The sequence below is a fragment of the Chitinophaga hostae genome (assembly GCF_018224885.1).
In the GTDB taxonomy this organism is placed as follows: Bacteria; Bacteroidota; Bacteroidia; order Chitinophagales; family Chitinophagaceae; genus Chitinophaga; species Chitinophaga hostae.
Genome location: NZ_JAGTXB010000015.1, coordinates 76,569 through 94,368, shown reverse-complemented (window position 1 = coordinate 94,368; position 17,800 = coordinate 76,569). Strand labels below are relative to the sequence as shown.

The window sequence follows — 17,800 nt, the reverse complement described above, 5'->3', positions numbered from 1 at the left end:
AAACAAAATGAGTAACAGGTATTTATTTATTTCGATAGTATTTATTGTAGCCAGTCATATTTGCATGGCACAACCGGGTAAGACTTCTCTTAATGCGGACACCGTGCCCACGTTGCCTGATCCTCCGGCCGGGTTTAATGTTCAACAGAATAATGTTCCTCACGGGAAATTAACGGTTGTGCAGTACAACTCGAAAACGCTTGGAAAGCTTCGGGAAATGAGCGTGTATACCCCTCCCGGCTATTCGCCTGAAAAGAGATATCCTGTAGTATACCTGTTACATGGTTTGGGAGCAGACTATCGTCAATGGATAGAGTGGTGCCAGGCAGATAATATTGCAGATAACCTGATTGCAGATGGTAAAATGCAGCCTGTAATAATGGTGTTCCCTAATGGAGATACGAAATTAACAGTAACGGATACGTCAGTAGCCAGCCGTTCCGGAAGAGCGGATAATTTTGAAGGGTACAGGAAACCATTTGAAGAGGATTTATTGAAAGACATCATTCCTTACATCGACGCACATTATTCCACTATCAATGATGCTGATCATCGTGCATTAGCAGGTTTGTCGATGGGTGGCGGCCAGTCGTTAAATATAGGGTTGCATCACCTGGAAACATTTGCCTATGTAGGTGGTTTTTCTTCAGCACCTAATACGAATCAGGTTGGTGGTATGTATGCAGATGTTAAGTTTATCCCGGATATTGAAGCTGCCAGGGGCAAAATGAAACTCCTGTGGATAGGATGTGGTAATAAAGACGGTCTTTTCGGGATCAGTGAAAAGGCTCATCAGTATCTTAATGAAATAGGTATGCCGCACATCTGGAATGTAGATACTAATGGCCATGACAACAAGGAGTGGGATCGTAACCTGTACCTGTTTTCACAGCATATTTTTAAAGGGTTGTAAAGAAGGCCAATTTATTACAAGATGAAAAAAGGTATCATTTTTTTGCTGCTCCTGCTTTCCGGCATGGCAGAAACGTTGGTTGCACAAAGGATAAAAGAGAAAGAACAAGTTAAGCCCGAACGGGTCATCAATATTGACTTCAATAAAACTGCCGGCCAACTCAATACCATGTTTAATGAATGTGTAGGCGCCGGCCGCGCTAATGAGGGGCTTCGCGCAGATTGGCAACAGCAGCTGGCGTATGTGAAAAAAGAGTGCGGTTTCAGATATATCCGTATGCACGGCCTGTTAACAGATGACATGGCGGTATATACCGTGGATGATAAAGGGAATCCTGTATATAACTATATGTACATTGATGTTCTATTCGACTTTTTACAGAGTATTGGCATGAAACCCTTTGTAGAGCTGGGATTTATGCCTTCCGCACTGGCCAGTGGCGCTAAAACAATCTTCTGGTGGCGGGGCAATGTAACGCCCCCCAAAGATTACGAAAAATGGGCCGGACTGGTAAAGGATCTTACCCGGCATTTTACAGAACGTTATGGCGCTGATGAAGTAAAGACCTGGTATTTCGAAGTTTGGAACGAGCCAAACCTGGATGGGTTCTGGGCGGGAACACAGGAAGACTATTTCAAATTATACACTTATAGTGCTAACGCTATTAAAAGTATCAACCCGTCTTACCGGGTAGGGGGGCCGGGTACCGCAGGCGCCGCGTGGGAGCCTGAAATGATTGCGTATTGTAATAAACACCAGGTGCCGATAGATTTTATAAGCACCCATGCCTATGGTGTAAAGCAGGGATATCTCGACGAATTTGGCCGCTCAGGTACTGTGCTCGATAAAAATCCTATGAGCATCAGCAGCGAAGTGCTTGAGTCGAGAAAGGAAATCACCACTTCGGCAATGCCTCAGCTGGAGCTTCATTATACAGAATGGAGCGCTTCTTATACTCCCGCAGATCCTATCCACGACAGTTATCACGAAGCCGCATTTGTGCTGCAAAAATTAAAACAGGTGGGTAAGGCTGCCAACTCCATGTCATATTGGGTTTTCACAGACATTTTTGAAGAGCCAGGGCCCCGCTTTACTCCCTTTCACGGAGGCTTCGGGATGCTCAATATCCAGGGTATTAACAAACCGGTATTGTATGCCTACCAGTTTATGAACCGGCTCGGAAATGTTGAACTGACAAATAACGACTTCTCCTCCTGGGTATGCAAGGATTCCTTGGGAAATATACAAGCGCTGGCCTGGGACTTTACCAATACCCACCCGGGAGATTCCGTACATAATCAGCAATATTACATCCGTGATCTTCCGTCAGCATCTAAAGGAAAGCTGCAGATTAGTATTGCAAACGTACCTGATGGCACATATGCATTGGAAATATATAAAGTAGGCTATCGTTCCAATGATGCGTATTCCACTTATCTATCCCTTGGGAAACCGGCGCAGCTTACAAGGGAACAGGTATCCCAGATAAAAAGGCAAAATGACGGGTCACCGGTTTCCAGGGAAATTATTACTGTAAAAGGAAAGGAACGCTTTTTTAAAGAACTGCAGATGCATGAGAACGACGTTTTCTTCCTGAATCTTATTAAACTTTAAAAAGCAGAAGAACTGCTACAGTTGGCAACGAATGGGAACGATGATTGGAATAGTAGTTACATTGCCTGGGGCTATAACCCGGTATATAACCTGGTGAATCCTGAGAGGGCCTCAATGCTTTTCAGCGCAGATTAAGCGAAATGGATTATTTAAAGTAAATGTGAAAATGACAATTATATTTTTTAAAATTGTATGCTGAGGATACCAGGATAAATAAGCGCAGTATCTGTTGATTTATAGCGATTATCTTTTAAGGTATGATTGCTTTCCGAAAGTTTTTGCAAGTAAAACATAGTATATTGAAAATAAGAACCATCCTGTTTGCCGGGATACCTGGAATGGTACTCTGGGTACTATTGTATTCGATGCCCGTTGCGGCACAGTCAAATCCTTTTGGCAATGCCCTTATTCCGGATATGATTGCAGATGCCAGTATCCAGGAAATAGATGGCACGTTTTATTGTTACGCAACAACTGATGGATATGACGCTGGACTCAGCACCTCCGGTCCGCCCGTGGTATGGAAGTCAAAGGATTTTGTGCATTGGAGCTTCTCCGGTATTTGTTTCCCATCAGCAGCGGGCCAGGTATACTGGGCTCCGAGTAAAGTTATAGCCGCTAATGGCAAATATTATCTTTACCCGACGGTTAACGGATATATGTACGCCGCCGTTTCCGATTCACCCGAGGGCCCTTTTCATCTCGCTAAAGGAGCCGATGCGTTTATAAAACCATATTCAGCTAATACCTTACTGAGGTCACGGTCGTCTAAAGCGCCTGCAGGAATAGATGCGGAAGTTTTTAGAGATGACGATAAAAAACATTATTTATTCTGGCAATTAAGACATGCAGCCAGGTTGGAGGAAGATATGGTGACCGTTGACACGAATGTGGTTACGCTTCAAACTCCGCACAGCGGTTATTCTGAAGGGCCCATCTTCTTTAAACGGAAAGGTATTTATTACTTTCTTTATACGCTCGGTGGAGACGAAAAGTACCAGTATGCCTATGTTTCAGGCAGCGCGTCGCCGCTTGGCCCATTTGATACGCCTAAAGGCAATGATATTATTGCAACTACCAATTATGAACGCCAGATATTCGGGCCGGGACATGGTTGCGTTTTTAATGTTCCGGGTACGGATGATTATTACTTTGCTTATCTCGAGTACGGAAGGGGGAGCACCAACCGGCAGACCTACGTTAATAAACTCCGTTTCCGTGAGGATGGCACTATCCAACCCGTTGATCTTACTATGGCGGGTGTTGGAGCACTTCATAAGGTAAAGTACGATGTTCCCAAAAGGATTAAACAGGTTACTGCCTCCAGTTTCCGTACTGAGTTGAAAATTAATCCGGCGAAAGATTCTTCTTTTCGGCGGGTTGAGTATTTCGCACCCTCGTTTGCCCGCGGGACATGCCTATATATTGGAATCATCTGTTGATGGAAAAAATTGGACTACCTGTGGTGGTCATCATGAGGTCAGCATACAGTCCCCGCATTCCGATGTATTCAAGATCAGGGCGCGCTATCTTCGTGTAAAGATTACTGAGGGGGTAAAAGGTATCTGGGAATGGAGTATTAACTAAGAAGTAACTTATATGACAAGGATATTTATAACGTTGCTGGTTTTTGCATTACTCCCTTTCAGCGTGGCCGGTCAGCAAACTGGGAAATGGGGGGACCAGGGGAATGGAACCTATGTAAATCCCGTAATCCCTGCCGACTTTAGCGATCTTGATGCCATACGGGTAGGGGATGATTTCTATGCCATATCATCTACCATGCAATATTCTCCGGGTATGGTGGTGTTACATTCGCGGGATCTGGTCAACTGGAAAATTATCAGCCATGTAGTTAGCGACCTTACGGTAATTAACCCAAATCTGAACTGGGATAAAATGGATAGTTACGGAAGAGGTATCTGGGCGGGTGCTATACGTTACTACAAGCATAAGTACTGGGTATATTTTGGTACGCCTGACGATGGATTTTTTATGAGTACGGCTACAAATCCGGCAGGCCCGTGGACACCGCTGCAACAGGTGTGGAAGGTTTCCGGATGGGATGATTGCGCTTCTTTTTGTGATGAGGACGGACAACTGTATTTTATAGCTACCCATTTCGAAAATGATCCGAAGAATAACAAGAAATATAATATACATCTTTTCAGGATGGCGCCCGATGGCAAAAGCTTGCTGATGGAATCAGATAGTGTTATTCATCAATCGCCGGGCAGTGAGGCAAATAAGTTGTTTAAGATAAACGGGTATTACTATCATCTTTTCAGCGAGGTAAAGCAGGAAGGTCGGGTGCTGATGATGAAGCGTTCAAAAAATATTTTAGGACCCTGGGAAATGAGGCAATTGAATCACGTAAACAAAGTGTTGGATAAAGAGCCTAACCAGGGAGGGCTGATACAGTTAGCAAACGGGAAATGGTATTTTTTCACACATCATGGCACCGGCGATTGGGAAGGCCGTGCGGCAAGCCTGTTGCCGGTCGCCTGGCTGGATGGCTGGCCCGTTATCGGGGACCCTGGGAAGGACAGTATTGGTTCAATGGTATGGAAAGTCCCTAAACCAATTAATATTTCCAATGCTGTAAAAGGGATACAAACGGACGACGATTTTTATTCATCCGCTTTACAGCCGCAATGGGAATGGAACTATCAGCCGAGGGCCGGTAAATGGTCGTTGACGGAACGTAAAGGTTTTTTACGGTTACATGCATTCATGCCTGCCGATCCGGCAGCCGCCAACATCCTGTTAAAGGCTGGTAATACCCTCACCCAAAGAAGTTTGCGTACAACGGCAAATGAAGTGACCATTAAGCTGGAAGTTAAAGGGATGTGCAATGGCGGGTATACGGGCCTGACTCATTTTTCAACTTCAGGTACCTCCGGCATTGGGATAAAGCAGTTCAATAACTCCCGGCATTTAACTTACATGAGTCATCATAAGGATCGTATCGGACCGGAAGTAAAAAATAGTATTGTATGGTTGCGCTCAGTGTGGGATTTCCGTGGAATTAACAGGTATTATTATAGTCTTGATGGTAAATTGTTTTTACCATTCGGAGAGGAGAACCAGTTGGTTTGGGGTAGTTACCGGGGCGACAGGGTAGGCATTTTTAATTTTAATACAGAACAGGAATGTGGCTTTGTTGATGTCGATTTTTTCCATTACAGGTATTCAAAATAAATTTAAGGTAGCCCGCTCTGGCCTTCATTTTAATAGTTAGTTAATCGCTCACCAAAAATAAGTACTTCCGCCATCTGGTACAAAACGCATTAAACCCGTGTCGTGCCATAAGGCATGGCGGGGTTTAATGCGTTTTGTATTTTAACATCAACATAATTCTATGTTAAGTATTTATCAGGAGAAAATATTATCAGGCAACCCGCGTTAGTGATTTACCGTATATATTTAATATTGTCACTTTAACAGTTATTTAATTGAAAAACCTATGAAATTGATGGGAATGAGCACCCTTGGAGGAGTACTTTTATTTTTTGTAATGACTTCCTGCAGAAAAGAGATGGCCGATGCTACAGAAAAATTGGCTCTAAACAATCATGACACTGTGTTTGTGCATCCGGGATTAATGCATAAACAATCTGATTTTGACCGCATGAAAAGCAAGGTGGATGCGGGTGCGGAACCGTGGTTATCCGGCTGGAACCAGTTGATCGGTAATTCACACAGCGCACTTAGCTGGCAACCCAACCCGGCAGATACTGTTTACCGGGGCTACGATGGCGTTCATCATGAGAACTATGGCCAGTTGTATAACGATATTGCAGCTGCTTATGCTACAGCGTTGAGATGGAAGGTATCGGGCGACAAATTGTACGCCGAAAAATCTATACAAATCATGAATGCGTGGTCGGCCAGGCTAAAGGGGATTGGCGGCAACAATGATGCTAACCTGGCAGCAGGGCTATATGGTTATCAGTTCGCCAATGCTGCAGAAATAATGAGAACATATACTGGTTGGGCGCGGGCGGATTTCGCCAGGTTCCAGAAAATGATGTTGACCGTTTTTTATCCCATGAATCATGCCTTCCTGGCCAGAAGGGAAAGGTGTATGAGCCATTTCTATGCTAACTGGGATTTATGCGTTATGAACTCCATCCTGGCTACCGGTGTATTGTGCGACGACCGGGATATATATAATGAAGCGATCCGTTACTTTAAATATGGAGCGGGAAATGGCGCTGTTGCTAATGCGGTTTATTTTATTCACCCTGATGGCCTGGGTCAATGGCAGGAGAGTGGCCGCGATCAGGGACATACTACGCTTGGTATTGGTTTGATGGGCACATTTTGTGAAATGGCCTGGAACCAGGGGGATGATATGTATGGTTATGACAACAACCGTTTTTTGAAAGGGGCAGAGTATGTGGCTGCCTATAATCTTGGCGACTCGGTTTCCTTTAAAACCTATACCAATTGCGTAGGTGTGGTACAAAATGTTATCAGCAGCGGCAGCAGGGGAAATATCCGTCCCGTTTGGGAATTGGTGTACAACCATTATGTTAACCGTAAAGGATTGCCTGCTCCGAATTGTACGCGGTTCGCCCAAAAAGTACGGCCAGAGGGCGGTGGCGGAAATTATGGACCCAATAGCGGCGGTTATGATCAACTGGGCTATGGAACATTAACCTTTTCACTTAAATAGACACATATCCGGTCAAGCCTGAAGAACCTGCAAACTACCATATCATGCAGGTTAAGTAAAAGTTATACCAGCGCAGGGAATTTTCTCTGCACTGGTATTTTTAATTATTTGTTGGGAGATGCCATTCCCCTGTAGGTTTTGCCTTTTTGTGCCGGTAGCTCGTACATATAACTGCCTCGTACTGATGTTCCACTTTTGCTGTTATTGTTGATACTAACGGGAATAGCCGTACGTATTTTGCAAGGCTCTCCACTCGCAGACCTGATACTGAAATCAGTTAAACGGCCGTTCCTCCAGTTGATGTCTACCTCAAATCCGCCTCTGGCGTGCAGGCCTTTTACCGCGCCATTGGGCCATGCGGCCGGCAGCGCGGGAAGAATATCAATTACATAGCCATAGGTGCTGTCTTTAGTAGTATAGGTTTCATGGCTCTGTAGCAGCATTTCCGTTATGCCGCTCACCGCACCGAAATTCCCATCGATCTGGAAAGGCGGATGCGCATCAAAGAGGTTCGGATAAGTGCCGCCGGCATCAGCCATGATAGTTTTCAGTTGTGTAGTAGGTCTGAGCTGATAAGACAGCAGCCTGTGTGCATGATCGCCATCGCGTAACCTGGCCCAAAAATTTTCTTTCCATGCAATGGACCAACCGGTGCCATCGTCGCCTCTTAATTCCAGGGTACGTCTTGCGGCAGCAGCGAGGTCAGGGGTTTTAAAAACGGTTACCTGGTGGCCGGGATGGAGTGGGAAAAGATGCGATACGTGCCTGTGATGTGGATCGTCTGAGTTGAGGTCCCAGTCTTTATTCCATTCCTCCAGTTGTCCTGCTTTACCTATCCGCAAGGGGCTGATATTGTCCCTGGCAGCGATTACCTTCTTCCTGAATGCCTCGTCCGTATGAAGTACACGGCTGGCGATGGCCAAATTGTCGAACAAGTCCCAGATAATCGCTTTTTCCATAGTGGCGCCTTCGGTGACATTGCTTTTCTGTTTGTTGTCCGTAATAAAATTATTCTCCGGAGAGGTAGAAGGAGAGGTAACCAGGTGGCCTTCGTTATCGGTTATCATAGTGGCCAGATAGAATTCGGCTGCACCTTTTAAGATGGGGTATATGCGTTTCAGGTAATTGATATCGCGTCCGAAAGCGTAGTGTTCCCACAGGTGCTGGCATGCCCAGCCACTGCCTCCTGCAAATACGCCCCATGGCAGCGCTGCTCCGGGGCTTGTCCATCCCCAGCCATTGGTAGTGTATCCATAATACCAACCGGGCGTGCCAGGTCCGAAATACGCCTGGGCTGTTTTGCTGCCGGGAGCAACGAGTGCAGCAGTCATGCGTATCATTGGCTCATGCAGTTCTCCCAGGTTGGTAGGCTCTGCCGGCCAGTAGTTCATCTGGTAATTGATATTGGATTTGTAATCGCATTTCCAGGGCAGATCAAACCCATCACCCCATATACCCTGCGAGTTGGAGGGCAGCGGGTTGCCAGGACGGCTGGATGAGATCAGGAGGTAGCGACCGTATTGATAAAATAATGCGGCAAACCCCGGATCGTTTTTGCCGTCGCCATATGCTTTAAGTCGCTCATCCGTGGAAAGCGAATCAGCTGCGGCGCCCAGGTTGATCTGTACCCTGTCGAAGAACTTTTTGTAATCGGCGATGTGGTCGGCTCTTAACCGGTTATAACCTTTTCCCATCGCGTGCTGCAGTCGCCGGGCCACCTTCCCGTGCGGGTGTTCTCCTTTAAAACCTTTGTTGTAGTCCGGTAAATAGGAGGTGCCAGCCGTTACGTATATGGTTAGCTCCCTGGCATTCCTGACGGTAAGACTATCGCCACCGCCATCCACAACGCCATCCGTGATCACGGCCAGTTGTACTTCAAATTCCAGCGTTGCTCCCGTATTGCCTGTCATTACCAGTTTATTGGGCGCTTCAAAGCGGGTCAATGATTTTTCTTTCCGGTTAAGCAGGATACTTACTTCGATGGGGGCATTCCCTGCTGCTTCCAGGTGGTGTACCAGAACACTGTCCGGCGCACTTGAAAAAGTTTCGCGGTTATACCTTGTTCCCGACTGGCTGAACGTTTCTCCTGCGAGCGCCTGCCCGATATCCAGCCAGCGTTTGTAGGAGCCGGTAGCCGTGGCAGGAGTTTTATAATGAAGAAAAATATCACCCAGGGTTTGATAGGAAGAATAGTAAGGCGCTGAGGAGGTCATGTAACGGGCCGTAAGGTCCTGTGCTTCCTTATATTGTTCCTGGCGTATGGCTGCACGGATTGTATCCAGGAATTTATAGGCATCCTTTCTGTCGGCCGCCGGTTGTGGGTCTCCGGACCATACCGTAATGTCATTTAACTGCAAACGGTCACTCCCGATGCCACCAAATACCATTGCACCAAATGCTCCGTTACCCACCGGCAATGCCTCGATCCATTCCTTTGCCGGCGACCGGTACCATAGCTGCAGATTTTTCTTTTGGGCGCAAACTTCCCCGGCATTCAACAGCCATCCGGTCAGCGAAGAGAAAAAAACAAGTGTAAAATTTTTTAATGTCAAATTGATTCTTAACATGGAATATTTGATTTTTTTATGCTAACTATTAAAACGAGCCAAGGGCAGCCTTGAACATAGCCGGCATAATTAATTGGTGCTTAACACGCAGAAGGGAATGAAGTATCCCTTTCCTCCGTCCCGGATAGGCACATGGCTGTTATCCCAAAATATAGATTAATAAATTAAAAATTGTCATTTGGACAATAATTACTATAATACACCCTGAATTATGAGAATACCCCCCCTTTTTACTGCCTGGTCAGGTTGTAGATTGCAAGAGGAGGTAACGGTGTAAATTCGTAATTCAATTAATCAACCAGGTCATAATAGAAAGATAGAAGGATTTGTTGGTAGTTCCTTTATACTATTTTCAATTTCACGGGATGAAAAAATTTGTAATGTTCTGTTTGCTGCTTATGGTGGCAGCGTTCCCCGCACGCAGTTCCCTGGCCGGGGATAATCGTTATCATGTTATATCATACCTGGGCATAGAACAGGGTTTGTCGAATAATGCTGTACGCTGTGTATTCCAGGATCACAAAGGATTTATGTGGTTTGGGACCTATGATGGGCTGAACAGGTATGATGGTAATGTATTTAAGGTATTCCGGAACAGGTTCAACGACAGCAGCTCCCTGGTTAATAACTGGGTGTTCACCATTAATGAGGATTTGCAGCATAAACTTTGGGTAGGCACGCGGCAGGGACTTAACATATATGACCAGGTATCCGGAAAATTCAGCAGCGTACGTTACCGGGTAAGCGGTACAACAAGATACGAGCGGATCACGGCAGTTGTGCGTGATATAAAAAAAGATGCGAAAGGGAATATGTTGATTGGAACAGAGGGGCTGGGCCTGCTGTTTTGCGCCGCCGGAACCTATACCGCTGTGGCGTTGCCGTTGAGTGCTGACGGTTTGCGCCTTGTTTCGTACGATGCAGGAGCTATTGAAGTAGCCGCCAATGGTGATGTTTGGTTGTTTGTGCAAGGGAAAGGATTGTGCCGGATGGATAAAAGTGCTGCGGGGATCAGTCTTGTTAACGGAACCATCCCCGCAGGCGATTGTATGAAAGCGGATGGAGACAGGCTTTGGATAGGCACGCCAAATGGGTTGCAGAAATTTTCCATTTCTTCCAACCAGTACCAGGAGGCCTATACAGAAGAAAATGGGAAATTGTCTTACAACAAAGTATCCGGCCTGTTCCTCGACAAATGCGGCCGGCTGTGGATTGCCACCAATGGGGGAGGTATAAATATTATTCTTACAAAAGACGGGACAGTGGCCGGGAACATTCCCTCAGGCAATAATAACTATACGCTTGCAAGTAGCTCGGTAAGCGCAATTTATGAAGATGTGGATGGCAGAAAGTGGATCGGGACACTAAGGGGTGGGGTAAATATCATAGATCCGAAGAAGGACAGATTTCAATCTTTCCTCCACGACCCACTGAACAGCAATAGTCTTGTAAGCAATTTCATATTTGCTTTCTGTGAAGAAGAGGATGGCACCATCTGGGTAGGTACGGATGGCGCCGGACTAAGCAGGTGGCAGCGAGAAACAGGACAGTTCACTAACTTTGTTCATCAGCCGGGGGTATCTGCATCCCTCAGTGATAATTTCGTAACTAATATACGATGCGACAATGAGGAGCATGTTTGGGTGTCTACTTTTTGGGGAGGCATTAACCGGTTTGACAAAAAAACAAAGACCTTCCGGCATTACAGCCTGATCTATAATAATAGCATAAAGGAGAGCAAAACCGTGTACCTGTTACATAAAGACAGCAAGAATACGCTGTGGGCCGGAACCTTTGGCAGAGGCTCCCTATATAAAGGGGCACTATTTAAATATGACAGGGCGAAGGATTCATTCCGGCTCTTTGACGACAATCTTACTGATCTTTTTACGATGGAAGAAGACCGTTCAGGACAACTGTGGGCGGGGAATCTTCGCAGCCTTATAAAGATTGACCCGCAAAACAAAAGGCATACATCGTACACACTTGGTAACCCGGTAAGGGCCATTCATGAAGACAGTAAAGGGCGGTTCTGGATCGGAACAGAAGGAGGCGGCCTGATTTTGTTTGATCGTGTTCAGGGTAAAATACTCGAACGCTATACAGCCGCGGAAGGACTTTGTAACAATGCAGTGCTCAATATCCTGGAAGATGAGGCGGGAGATCTGTGGATAAGCACTTTTTATGGGATTTCCAGGTTCGATGCCACCCGGAAAAATTTTACCAATTTCTACCAGGGCGATGGGCTTTCCAGTAACCAGTTTAACTACAATGCCGCCCTCCGGCTCAAGTCCGGCGAATTGATATTTGGAGGAATTAAAGGGCTGAACATCTTCCGGCCCTCCAATATTATATCATCAGGAGAAAAACCTGGAATGCTTTTCACCGATATTCATATTAATAATATGCCTATCGGGCAGCGACCAGGCTATATTGCAGAACAATGGGGCGACGACATACGGAAAATCCGGGTGCCATACCGGGAGGCGGTTTTTTCATTCGACTTCACTGCACTGGATTATTCCACTTCCGATAAGATCTCCTATGCCTATTATATGGATGGCTGGGACAAAAACTGGGTCCAGGCCGGGAATACCAGGACTGCCACCTATACACACCTTGCCGATGGCCATTACACATTCCGGGTAAAGAGCACGAACGCGGAAGGCCGCTGGATTGCCAATGAAATAAGCGTGGAGATAATAGTGCTGTCGCCCTGGTATGCATCCTGGTGGGCATATTTACTATACCTGTGTATGGTACTGGGTATAGCGGCAATATATATTACCTACAAAACAAAGCAACGCAGGCTCAGGTACCAGGTTGACCTGGCAAACATGAATACGGAGAAAGAAAGAGAGCTCAATGAAAAAAAGATCTCCTTTTTTACCAACGTATCACATGAATTTCGCACGCCGCTCACGCTCATCATTAATCCAGTAAAGGACCTGATGGCGGAACAGGAGCCTGACGGAAAATATCATCGTGAGTTGACTACAGTATACAGAAATGCCCGGCGGCTACTGCGTTTGCTCGATCAGCTCCTGATGTTCAGGAGGGTAGACAGCGATATAGACCGGTTGAAATCGGCCCGCTTTAATTTCACGGAATTATGTTGGGACGTATTCCAATACTTTGAACAGCAGGCCCAATCGGCTAATCAGCACTATACATTCATTTGCGATAGTGATGGGTTATGGATATACGGCGACAGGGAGAAACTGGAGATAGCACTGTTCAATCTATTATCGAATGCATTAAAATATACGCCGGCCGGTGGCAGCATTGAAATGAAGCTTTCCTGCACCGATGACCAGGTGCAAATAGCCATTGCGGATACCGGTTATGGAATAAGTGCCGATAGCGCCAACCGGGTATTTGAAAAATTCTTCAGATCGGAGAGCAGTAGCCATACACAGCAACCGGGATTCGGTATTGGCCTGTACCTGGTAAAACAGTTTATAGTGCTGCACAGTGGTAACATAAGTTTTGAAAGCACGGAAGGCAAGGGTACTGTATTCAAAGTTGTGTTGCCTTGCGGTACCACAGCATCACAGCCGGGGCCTCCGTCCGATGTTCCCGCTGATAGAACCAGTTTTTTAACTGCAATGGCGGATGAAGCGCTGGAAACAATATTGCCCGGGCCTTCAGAGGAGGAAGCGATCGGCACGATGATAACCGCCAAACAAACCATGCTGATCGTAGATGACGATGCACAGATACGCGGATATATTTCAGGCATGTTTCGGTCGGCATTTAACATAGCCGAAGCCGGCAACGGAAAAGAAGGCCTGGAAAAGGCAATGGCGTTGCTCCCGGACGTTGTGGTCAGCGATATCAGGATGGAGACGATGTCAGGGTTGGATCTTTGCAGGGAAATCAAACAGAGCGCAGTGCTGAATCATATCCCGGTGATCCTGCTGACCGGCTCCTCGGTTGAAGAGGGAAAGCTGGAAAGCGCGGAAGTGGGCAGCGACTATTACATCACCAAGCCATTTGAAAGGGAGTTATTGGCAGCAGCTGTGCAAAGCGTGCTGCAAACGAGAGATAACCTGCGTAATTATTTTCTGAATGAAGTGACCCTCCGCAAAAATGATTTCAAAGTTTCTGGCCAGTATAAGGAATTTGTTGAAAAATGTATTGCAATAGTGGAGGCTAACCTCGATAATGACGAGTTTAATATAAAAGTGCTGGCCAGGGAAATTGGCATGAGCCATTCCTCGGTTTATAAAAAGATCCGCCTGGTTTCGGGTGAGTCGCTGAGAGGGTTTGTTCGTTTTGTACGGCTCAGAAAGGCAGCTGAGCTTATGATAAATACAAGTTTGAATGTAAATGAGGTAGGTTTCCAGGTTGGCATTAATGACGTTAAATTCTTCCGGGAACAATTCAATAAGGTATTTGGTATGAACCCTTCTGAATATATAAGACGTTATCGGAAGGTATTTGAAGATAAATACAAAGTGGAACAAATAGAGACAAGAAAAAGAACACGGGTCGAAAAAAAACCTGACCCCGGAATATAATAATCCGCAGTCCTCTTCCCGGCAAATCCCACGGGAAGAGGCAAATTCCCTCCAAATTTCACAATACACCCCCCTTTTTATGAGACTACCCCCCCTGATAGTTGGGGGGTGTTTGCGTTTACTTTGCATACTGGCCAGCGATACTTATCAATCAAAATTGAATTACTCGTTATGACAATCATTCTACGTTTCGTGAACTATCAGAAGAGTCATTTATCCCTGATTTTTTGTCAGTAAGAAAAAGTAAACACACTTTATTAAGATTTATTATCCACGTTCAACGACGCTAAAAAAAAACTGGTATGCGTAAAATCAGACTATTACCAACATGTGCCGGATTCCTCGGAACATTGCTATTGCTCTTATTTGCCAACTTATTATCGGCACAGGTCAAAACCGGTGAAAGAACCGTTTCCGGGAAGGTGGTAAATGCGGAAACCGGCGAACCATTAATTGGAGCAACCATTTTGGTTAAGGGGACCAGGGTGGGAACAACTGCCGATAAAAATGGACTCTTTTCCCTGACAGTATCCACCGCTTCCTCCATATTGGCGGTGAGCTACCTGAATTTTGAAAAGCAGGAAGTGCCCATCGTTGCCGGTGTGCTGGATATAAAGCTTAAGCCTGCCGGAAATATCGACGAAGTGGTGGTGGTTGGCTATGCCAAACAAAAGAAGGCCACCCTCACCGGCGCGGTAGAACAGGTGTCAGGCAAAATATTTGAAAGCAGGGCAGTAACCAACATTGCACTGGCACTCCAGGGGCAAACACCAGGTCTGGTGGTTACAAGAAGTTCTCCCCGACCCGGCAACGAGGGAATTGCCCTCCGTATCCGGGGCGCTTCCTCTGTAAATGGCAGTGACCCGCTTATTGTAGTAGACGGTGTACCTATTCTTAACAATTACTCTTTCCAGAATCTCAACTCGGATGATATTGAAAGTATTTCTGTACTGAAAGACGGATCCGCGGCGATATACGGATCCCGTGCAGCCAATGGGGTGATACTTGTTACCACCAAAAGAGGCAATGGTAAACTCAAAGTAGACTACAACGGCAACATGCGTTTGGTTACAAACGGTATCACCGGTTATTCACCTTCCATGCAGGAATATGCCACCATGTGGCTGGAAGCAAACAAGGAAGAAACGGTTCCCAACTGGTGGGTATGGGGCGAAGATAACCTCAAGAGAATGCAGCAGGGCGTTGAAGGTGCATACCCCCTGTTTGGAACAGATTTCTATATATACAGCGCCAACAGGATTAAGGAAATGTTTGCACCACGTTATTCCTATCAGCATAATTTAAGTCTTTCCAACAGCACGGAGAAATCTTCCTATCGCCTGTCTTTTGGCTATGCCGATAACCAGGGTAACCTCGCTACCGCCTACGATGGACAGAAACAATACAACGCCAGGTTTAACTACGACTACAACCTGACAAAGAACCTGAAACTGGAAACCAATATCAGCCTGATCAACGCAAAAACCAGCGAGCCGTCTGTAGGACTGGATAATACGCTCTATGCGTATGACATGCCGTTCTTCCCGGCTAAGAACCCCTACGGCAATTGGTTTGCCACCTTTAACGGTATTGATGGCGGCGCCAACAGGAACGCAGCAGCCATGACTGCCGCCGGTGGACGGAGCAACAAAAATTCACTGACAGGCAGGGTGGATGTGAAAGGAACTTACCAGATTACGAAAGACTTGTCGCTGGAAGGTCTGGCTTCTCTTCAGAACGAAAGATTCAACCAGGAACGTTATGTATTACCGGTGCAGTTATACAACTGGTATAACGTACCTACCGGCATTGGTCTTAATACCGGCGGTACCAATAATGTTTATTATACCTATGCATGGCAGGGTTTGTATCAATACTATTCAGGATTACTGCGCTACAATAAAACCTTCGCATCGAAACATAATATTGCGGCAATGGCAGGTGTCAACGCCGAAAAAAATAATACGCAGTGGGTATCCGCACAGCGTGTAGGCTTTACCGATATGGGCGTGTACGATATTGGCCTGGCTTCTACCACTACCCAAACCAATTCGGGGTCTAAAAGTCTGAATGGCCGCTACTCTTACCTTAGCCGCCTGAATTACAACTATGCGGAAAAATACTTGGTGGAATTAGTGGGAAGAAGAGATGGTAACTCAAGGTTTGCCCCGGGCTATAAGTTCAAAAACTTTGGAACTGTGCAGCTGGGCTGGGTATTTACCAACGAAGCTTTCATGGAAAGATTGAATTCCATTCTTAGTTTTGGTAAGATCCGTGCTACCTATGGTACTACCGGTAATGAAGCATCCGGGCTGGGAGCATTCGACTACTTGTCTACCATCAATATCGGAACAACCGCGTTGGGATCCCCGGTTTCACAGCAGCAATCGACAGGGCTTAATAATAATGGCCTGATCAGCTACAACAGGACCTGGGAGAACGTAAAGCAGCAAAATATCGGGGTGGATCTGAACTTCCTGTCTAACAGGCTTTCTACCAACGTAGATTACTTTGTTAAAGAGAATATCGGCATGCTGGTAGATGTAACCTATCCTTCGGTATTGGGTGGATCCGCCCCCAAAACCAACAGTGGCAGGTTTAAAACCAAAGGGTGGGAATTTATCCTCTCCTGGAAAGATTCAAAGAAAGACTTCAGTTACAGTGCAACCTTTAATATCAGTAACACCAATACACTGGTTAGCGGCGTAGAAGGGAAAAATAGTTATGGCGCGGGAAGAAATGACATAGTGAATGGTTATCCATATCAGTCGTGGTTCGTTTTCAAAACAAACGGCTACTTCCGTGACCAGGCTGATGTAGATGCTTACTATGCCACGTACGGCGGGAGCACCTTGCTGGCAAATATGCCTCAGAACAACCAGGCAGTTGCATTGCGCCCCGGCGATACCAGGCGGGTAGACGTAGCCGGTACAAAAAATATTACCAACATCGGTAACGAAAAAAGCTCACTGGTATATGCGGGCGATGGCACGCCACATCTCACCTTTGGTCTTAACCTTGGCGCATCATGGAAAGGTGTTGATCTCTTCACCACTTTCCAGGGACAGCTGAAACAGAACATTATGCGCAATGGCTATATGGCTTATCCGTATGCAGCATTGTACACTAACCAGAACCCGGTATTTCTCGGCAAAACGTGGACAGCCAGTAACCCGGATGCGATGTATCCGCGTTTAACTGTCAACCCAACCCGTGCCGGCTGGAATTATGCCAACAACGATTTCATGTTGCAAAACAACCGCTATATCCGCCTGAAATCGCTCATACTCGGGTACACACTGCCACAGCGGCTAACTGACAAAGCAAAACTGAACAGGGTCCGTGTATACTTCTCCGGTAATGACCTATGGGAATGGACTTCCATTAAAGATGGCTTTGATCCTGAAATGGGAGAAGCATCTATCAACAGCGGTTATCCATTCGGAAGGACCTGGTCCTTTGGTTTAAACCTCGGACTATAAGGTATTCATCTTTCAATACC

General features: G+C 46.1%; 8 protein-coding genes. 7 read left to right on the top strand and 1 reads right to left on the bottom strand.

From position 1 onward, the window contains the following. Window positions 1-7: 7 nt before the first annotated feature. From KE626_RS24665 to KE626_RS24645, 5 genes are all read left to right on the top strand, one after another. Window positions 8-913: an alpha/beta hydrolase gene (locus tag KE626_RS24665; protein ID WP_211975682.1), complete on the top strand. Its 906-nt coding sequence runs from the start codon at window positions 8-10 to the stop codon at window positions 911-913. A gap of 21 nt (window positions 914-934) precedes the next feature. Next, entirely contained in the window at window positions 935-2,527 is a 1,593-nt protein-coding gene (locus tag KE626_RS24660; protein WP_211975681.1) for a GH39 family glycosyl hydrolase, read from the top strand. Window positions 2,528-2,826: 299 nt separating this feature from the next. Next, the gene (locus tag KE626_RS24655; RefSeq protein ID WP_211975680.1) at window positions 2,827-3,969 is read left to right on the top strand and encodes a family 43 glycosylhydrolase; all 1,143 of its coding nucleotides are present in this window, start codon (window positions 2,827-2,829) and stop codon (window positions 3,967-3,969) included. Between the two features lie 157 nt (window positions 3,970-4,126). After that, window positions 4,127-5,728, top strand: coding sequence for a glycoside hydrolase family 43 protein (locus KE626_RS24650; protein ID WP_211975679.1), 1,602 nt, complete (start codon window positions 4,127-4,129; stop codon window positions 5,726-5,728). A gap of 265 nt (window positions 5,729-5,993) precedes the next feature. Then, window positions 5,994-7,208 carry an alginate lyase family protein gene (locus KE626_RS24645; protein ID WP_211975678.1) on the top strand — a complete coding sequence of 405 codons (1,215 nt, stop codon included), beginning with the start codon at window positions 5,994-5,996 and terminating at the stop codon, window positions 7,206-7,208. Between the two features lie 104 nt (window positions 7,209-7,312). Here the strand turns inward: KE626_RS24645 and KE626_RS24640 are convergent, their stop codons facing one another. Next, window positions 7,313-9,775 (bottom strand): glycoside hydrolase family 95 protein, encoded by a 2,463-nt coding sequence (locus tag KE626_RS24640; protein ID WP_211975677.1) that lies wholly within the window; start codon window positions 9,773-9,775, stop codon window positions 7,313-7,315. Window positions 9,776-10,140: 365 nt separating this feature from the next. On the opposite strand from KE626_RS24640, the gene KE626_RS24635 reads away from it, so the two are divergent. Both KE626_RS24635 and KE626_RS24630 read left to right on the top strand, forming a co-directional pair. Beyond that, window positions 10,141-14,298: a hybrid sensor histidine kinase/response regulator gene (locus KE626_RS24635; protein ID WP_211975676.1), complete on the top strand. Its 4,158-nt coding sequence runs from the start codon at window positions 10,141-10,143 to the stop codon at window positions 14,296-14,298. A gap of 302 nt (window positions 14,299-14,600) precedes the next feature. Next, window positions 14,601-17,780 (top strand): SusC/RagA family TonB-linked outer membrane protein, encoded by a 3,180-nt coding sequence (locus KE626_RS24630; protein ID WP_211975675.1) that lies wholly within the window; start codon window positions 14,601-14,603, stop codon window positions 17,778-17,780. The last annotated feature ends 20 nt before the right edge of the window (window positions 17,781-17,800 follow it).

Excerpts from the sequence above, each read along its gene's own strand:
- KE626_RS24665 (WP_211975682.1), top strand. The coding sequence starts at position 8 with ATGAGTAACAGGTATTTATTTATTTCGATAGTATTTATTGTAGCCAGT.
- KE626_RS24660 (WP_211975681.1), top strand. The coding sequence starts at position 935 with ATGAAAAAAGGTATCATTTTTTTGCTGCTCCTGCTTTCCGGCATGGCA.
- KE626_RS24650 (WP_211975679.1), top strand. The coding sequence starts at position 4,127 with ATGACAAGGATATTTATAACGTTGCTGGTTTTTGCATTACTCCCTTTC.
- KE626_RS24645 (WP_211975678.1), top strand. The coding sequence starts at position 5,994 with ATGAAATTGATGGGAATGAGCACCCTTGGAGGAGTACTTTTATTTTTT.
- KE626_RS24640 (WP_211975677.1), bottom strand. The coding sequence starts at position 9,775 with ATGTTAAGAATCAATTTGACATTAAAAAATTTTACACTTGTTTTTTTC.
- KE626_RS24635 (WP_211975676.1), top strand. The coding sequence starts at position 10,141 with ATGAAAAAATTTGTAATGTTCTGTTTGCTGCTTATGGTGGCAGCGTTC.
- KE626_RS24630 (WP_211975675.1), top strand. The coding sequence starts at position 14,601 with ATGCGTAAAATCAGACTATTACCAACATGTGCCGGATTCCTCGGAACA.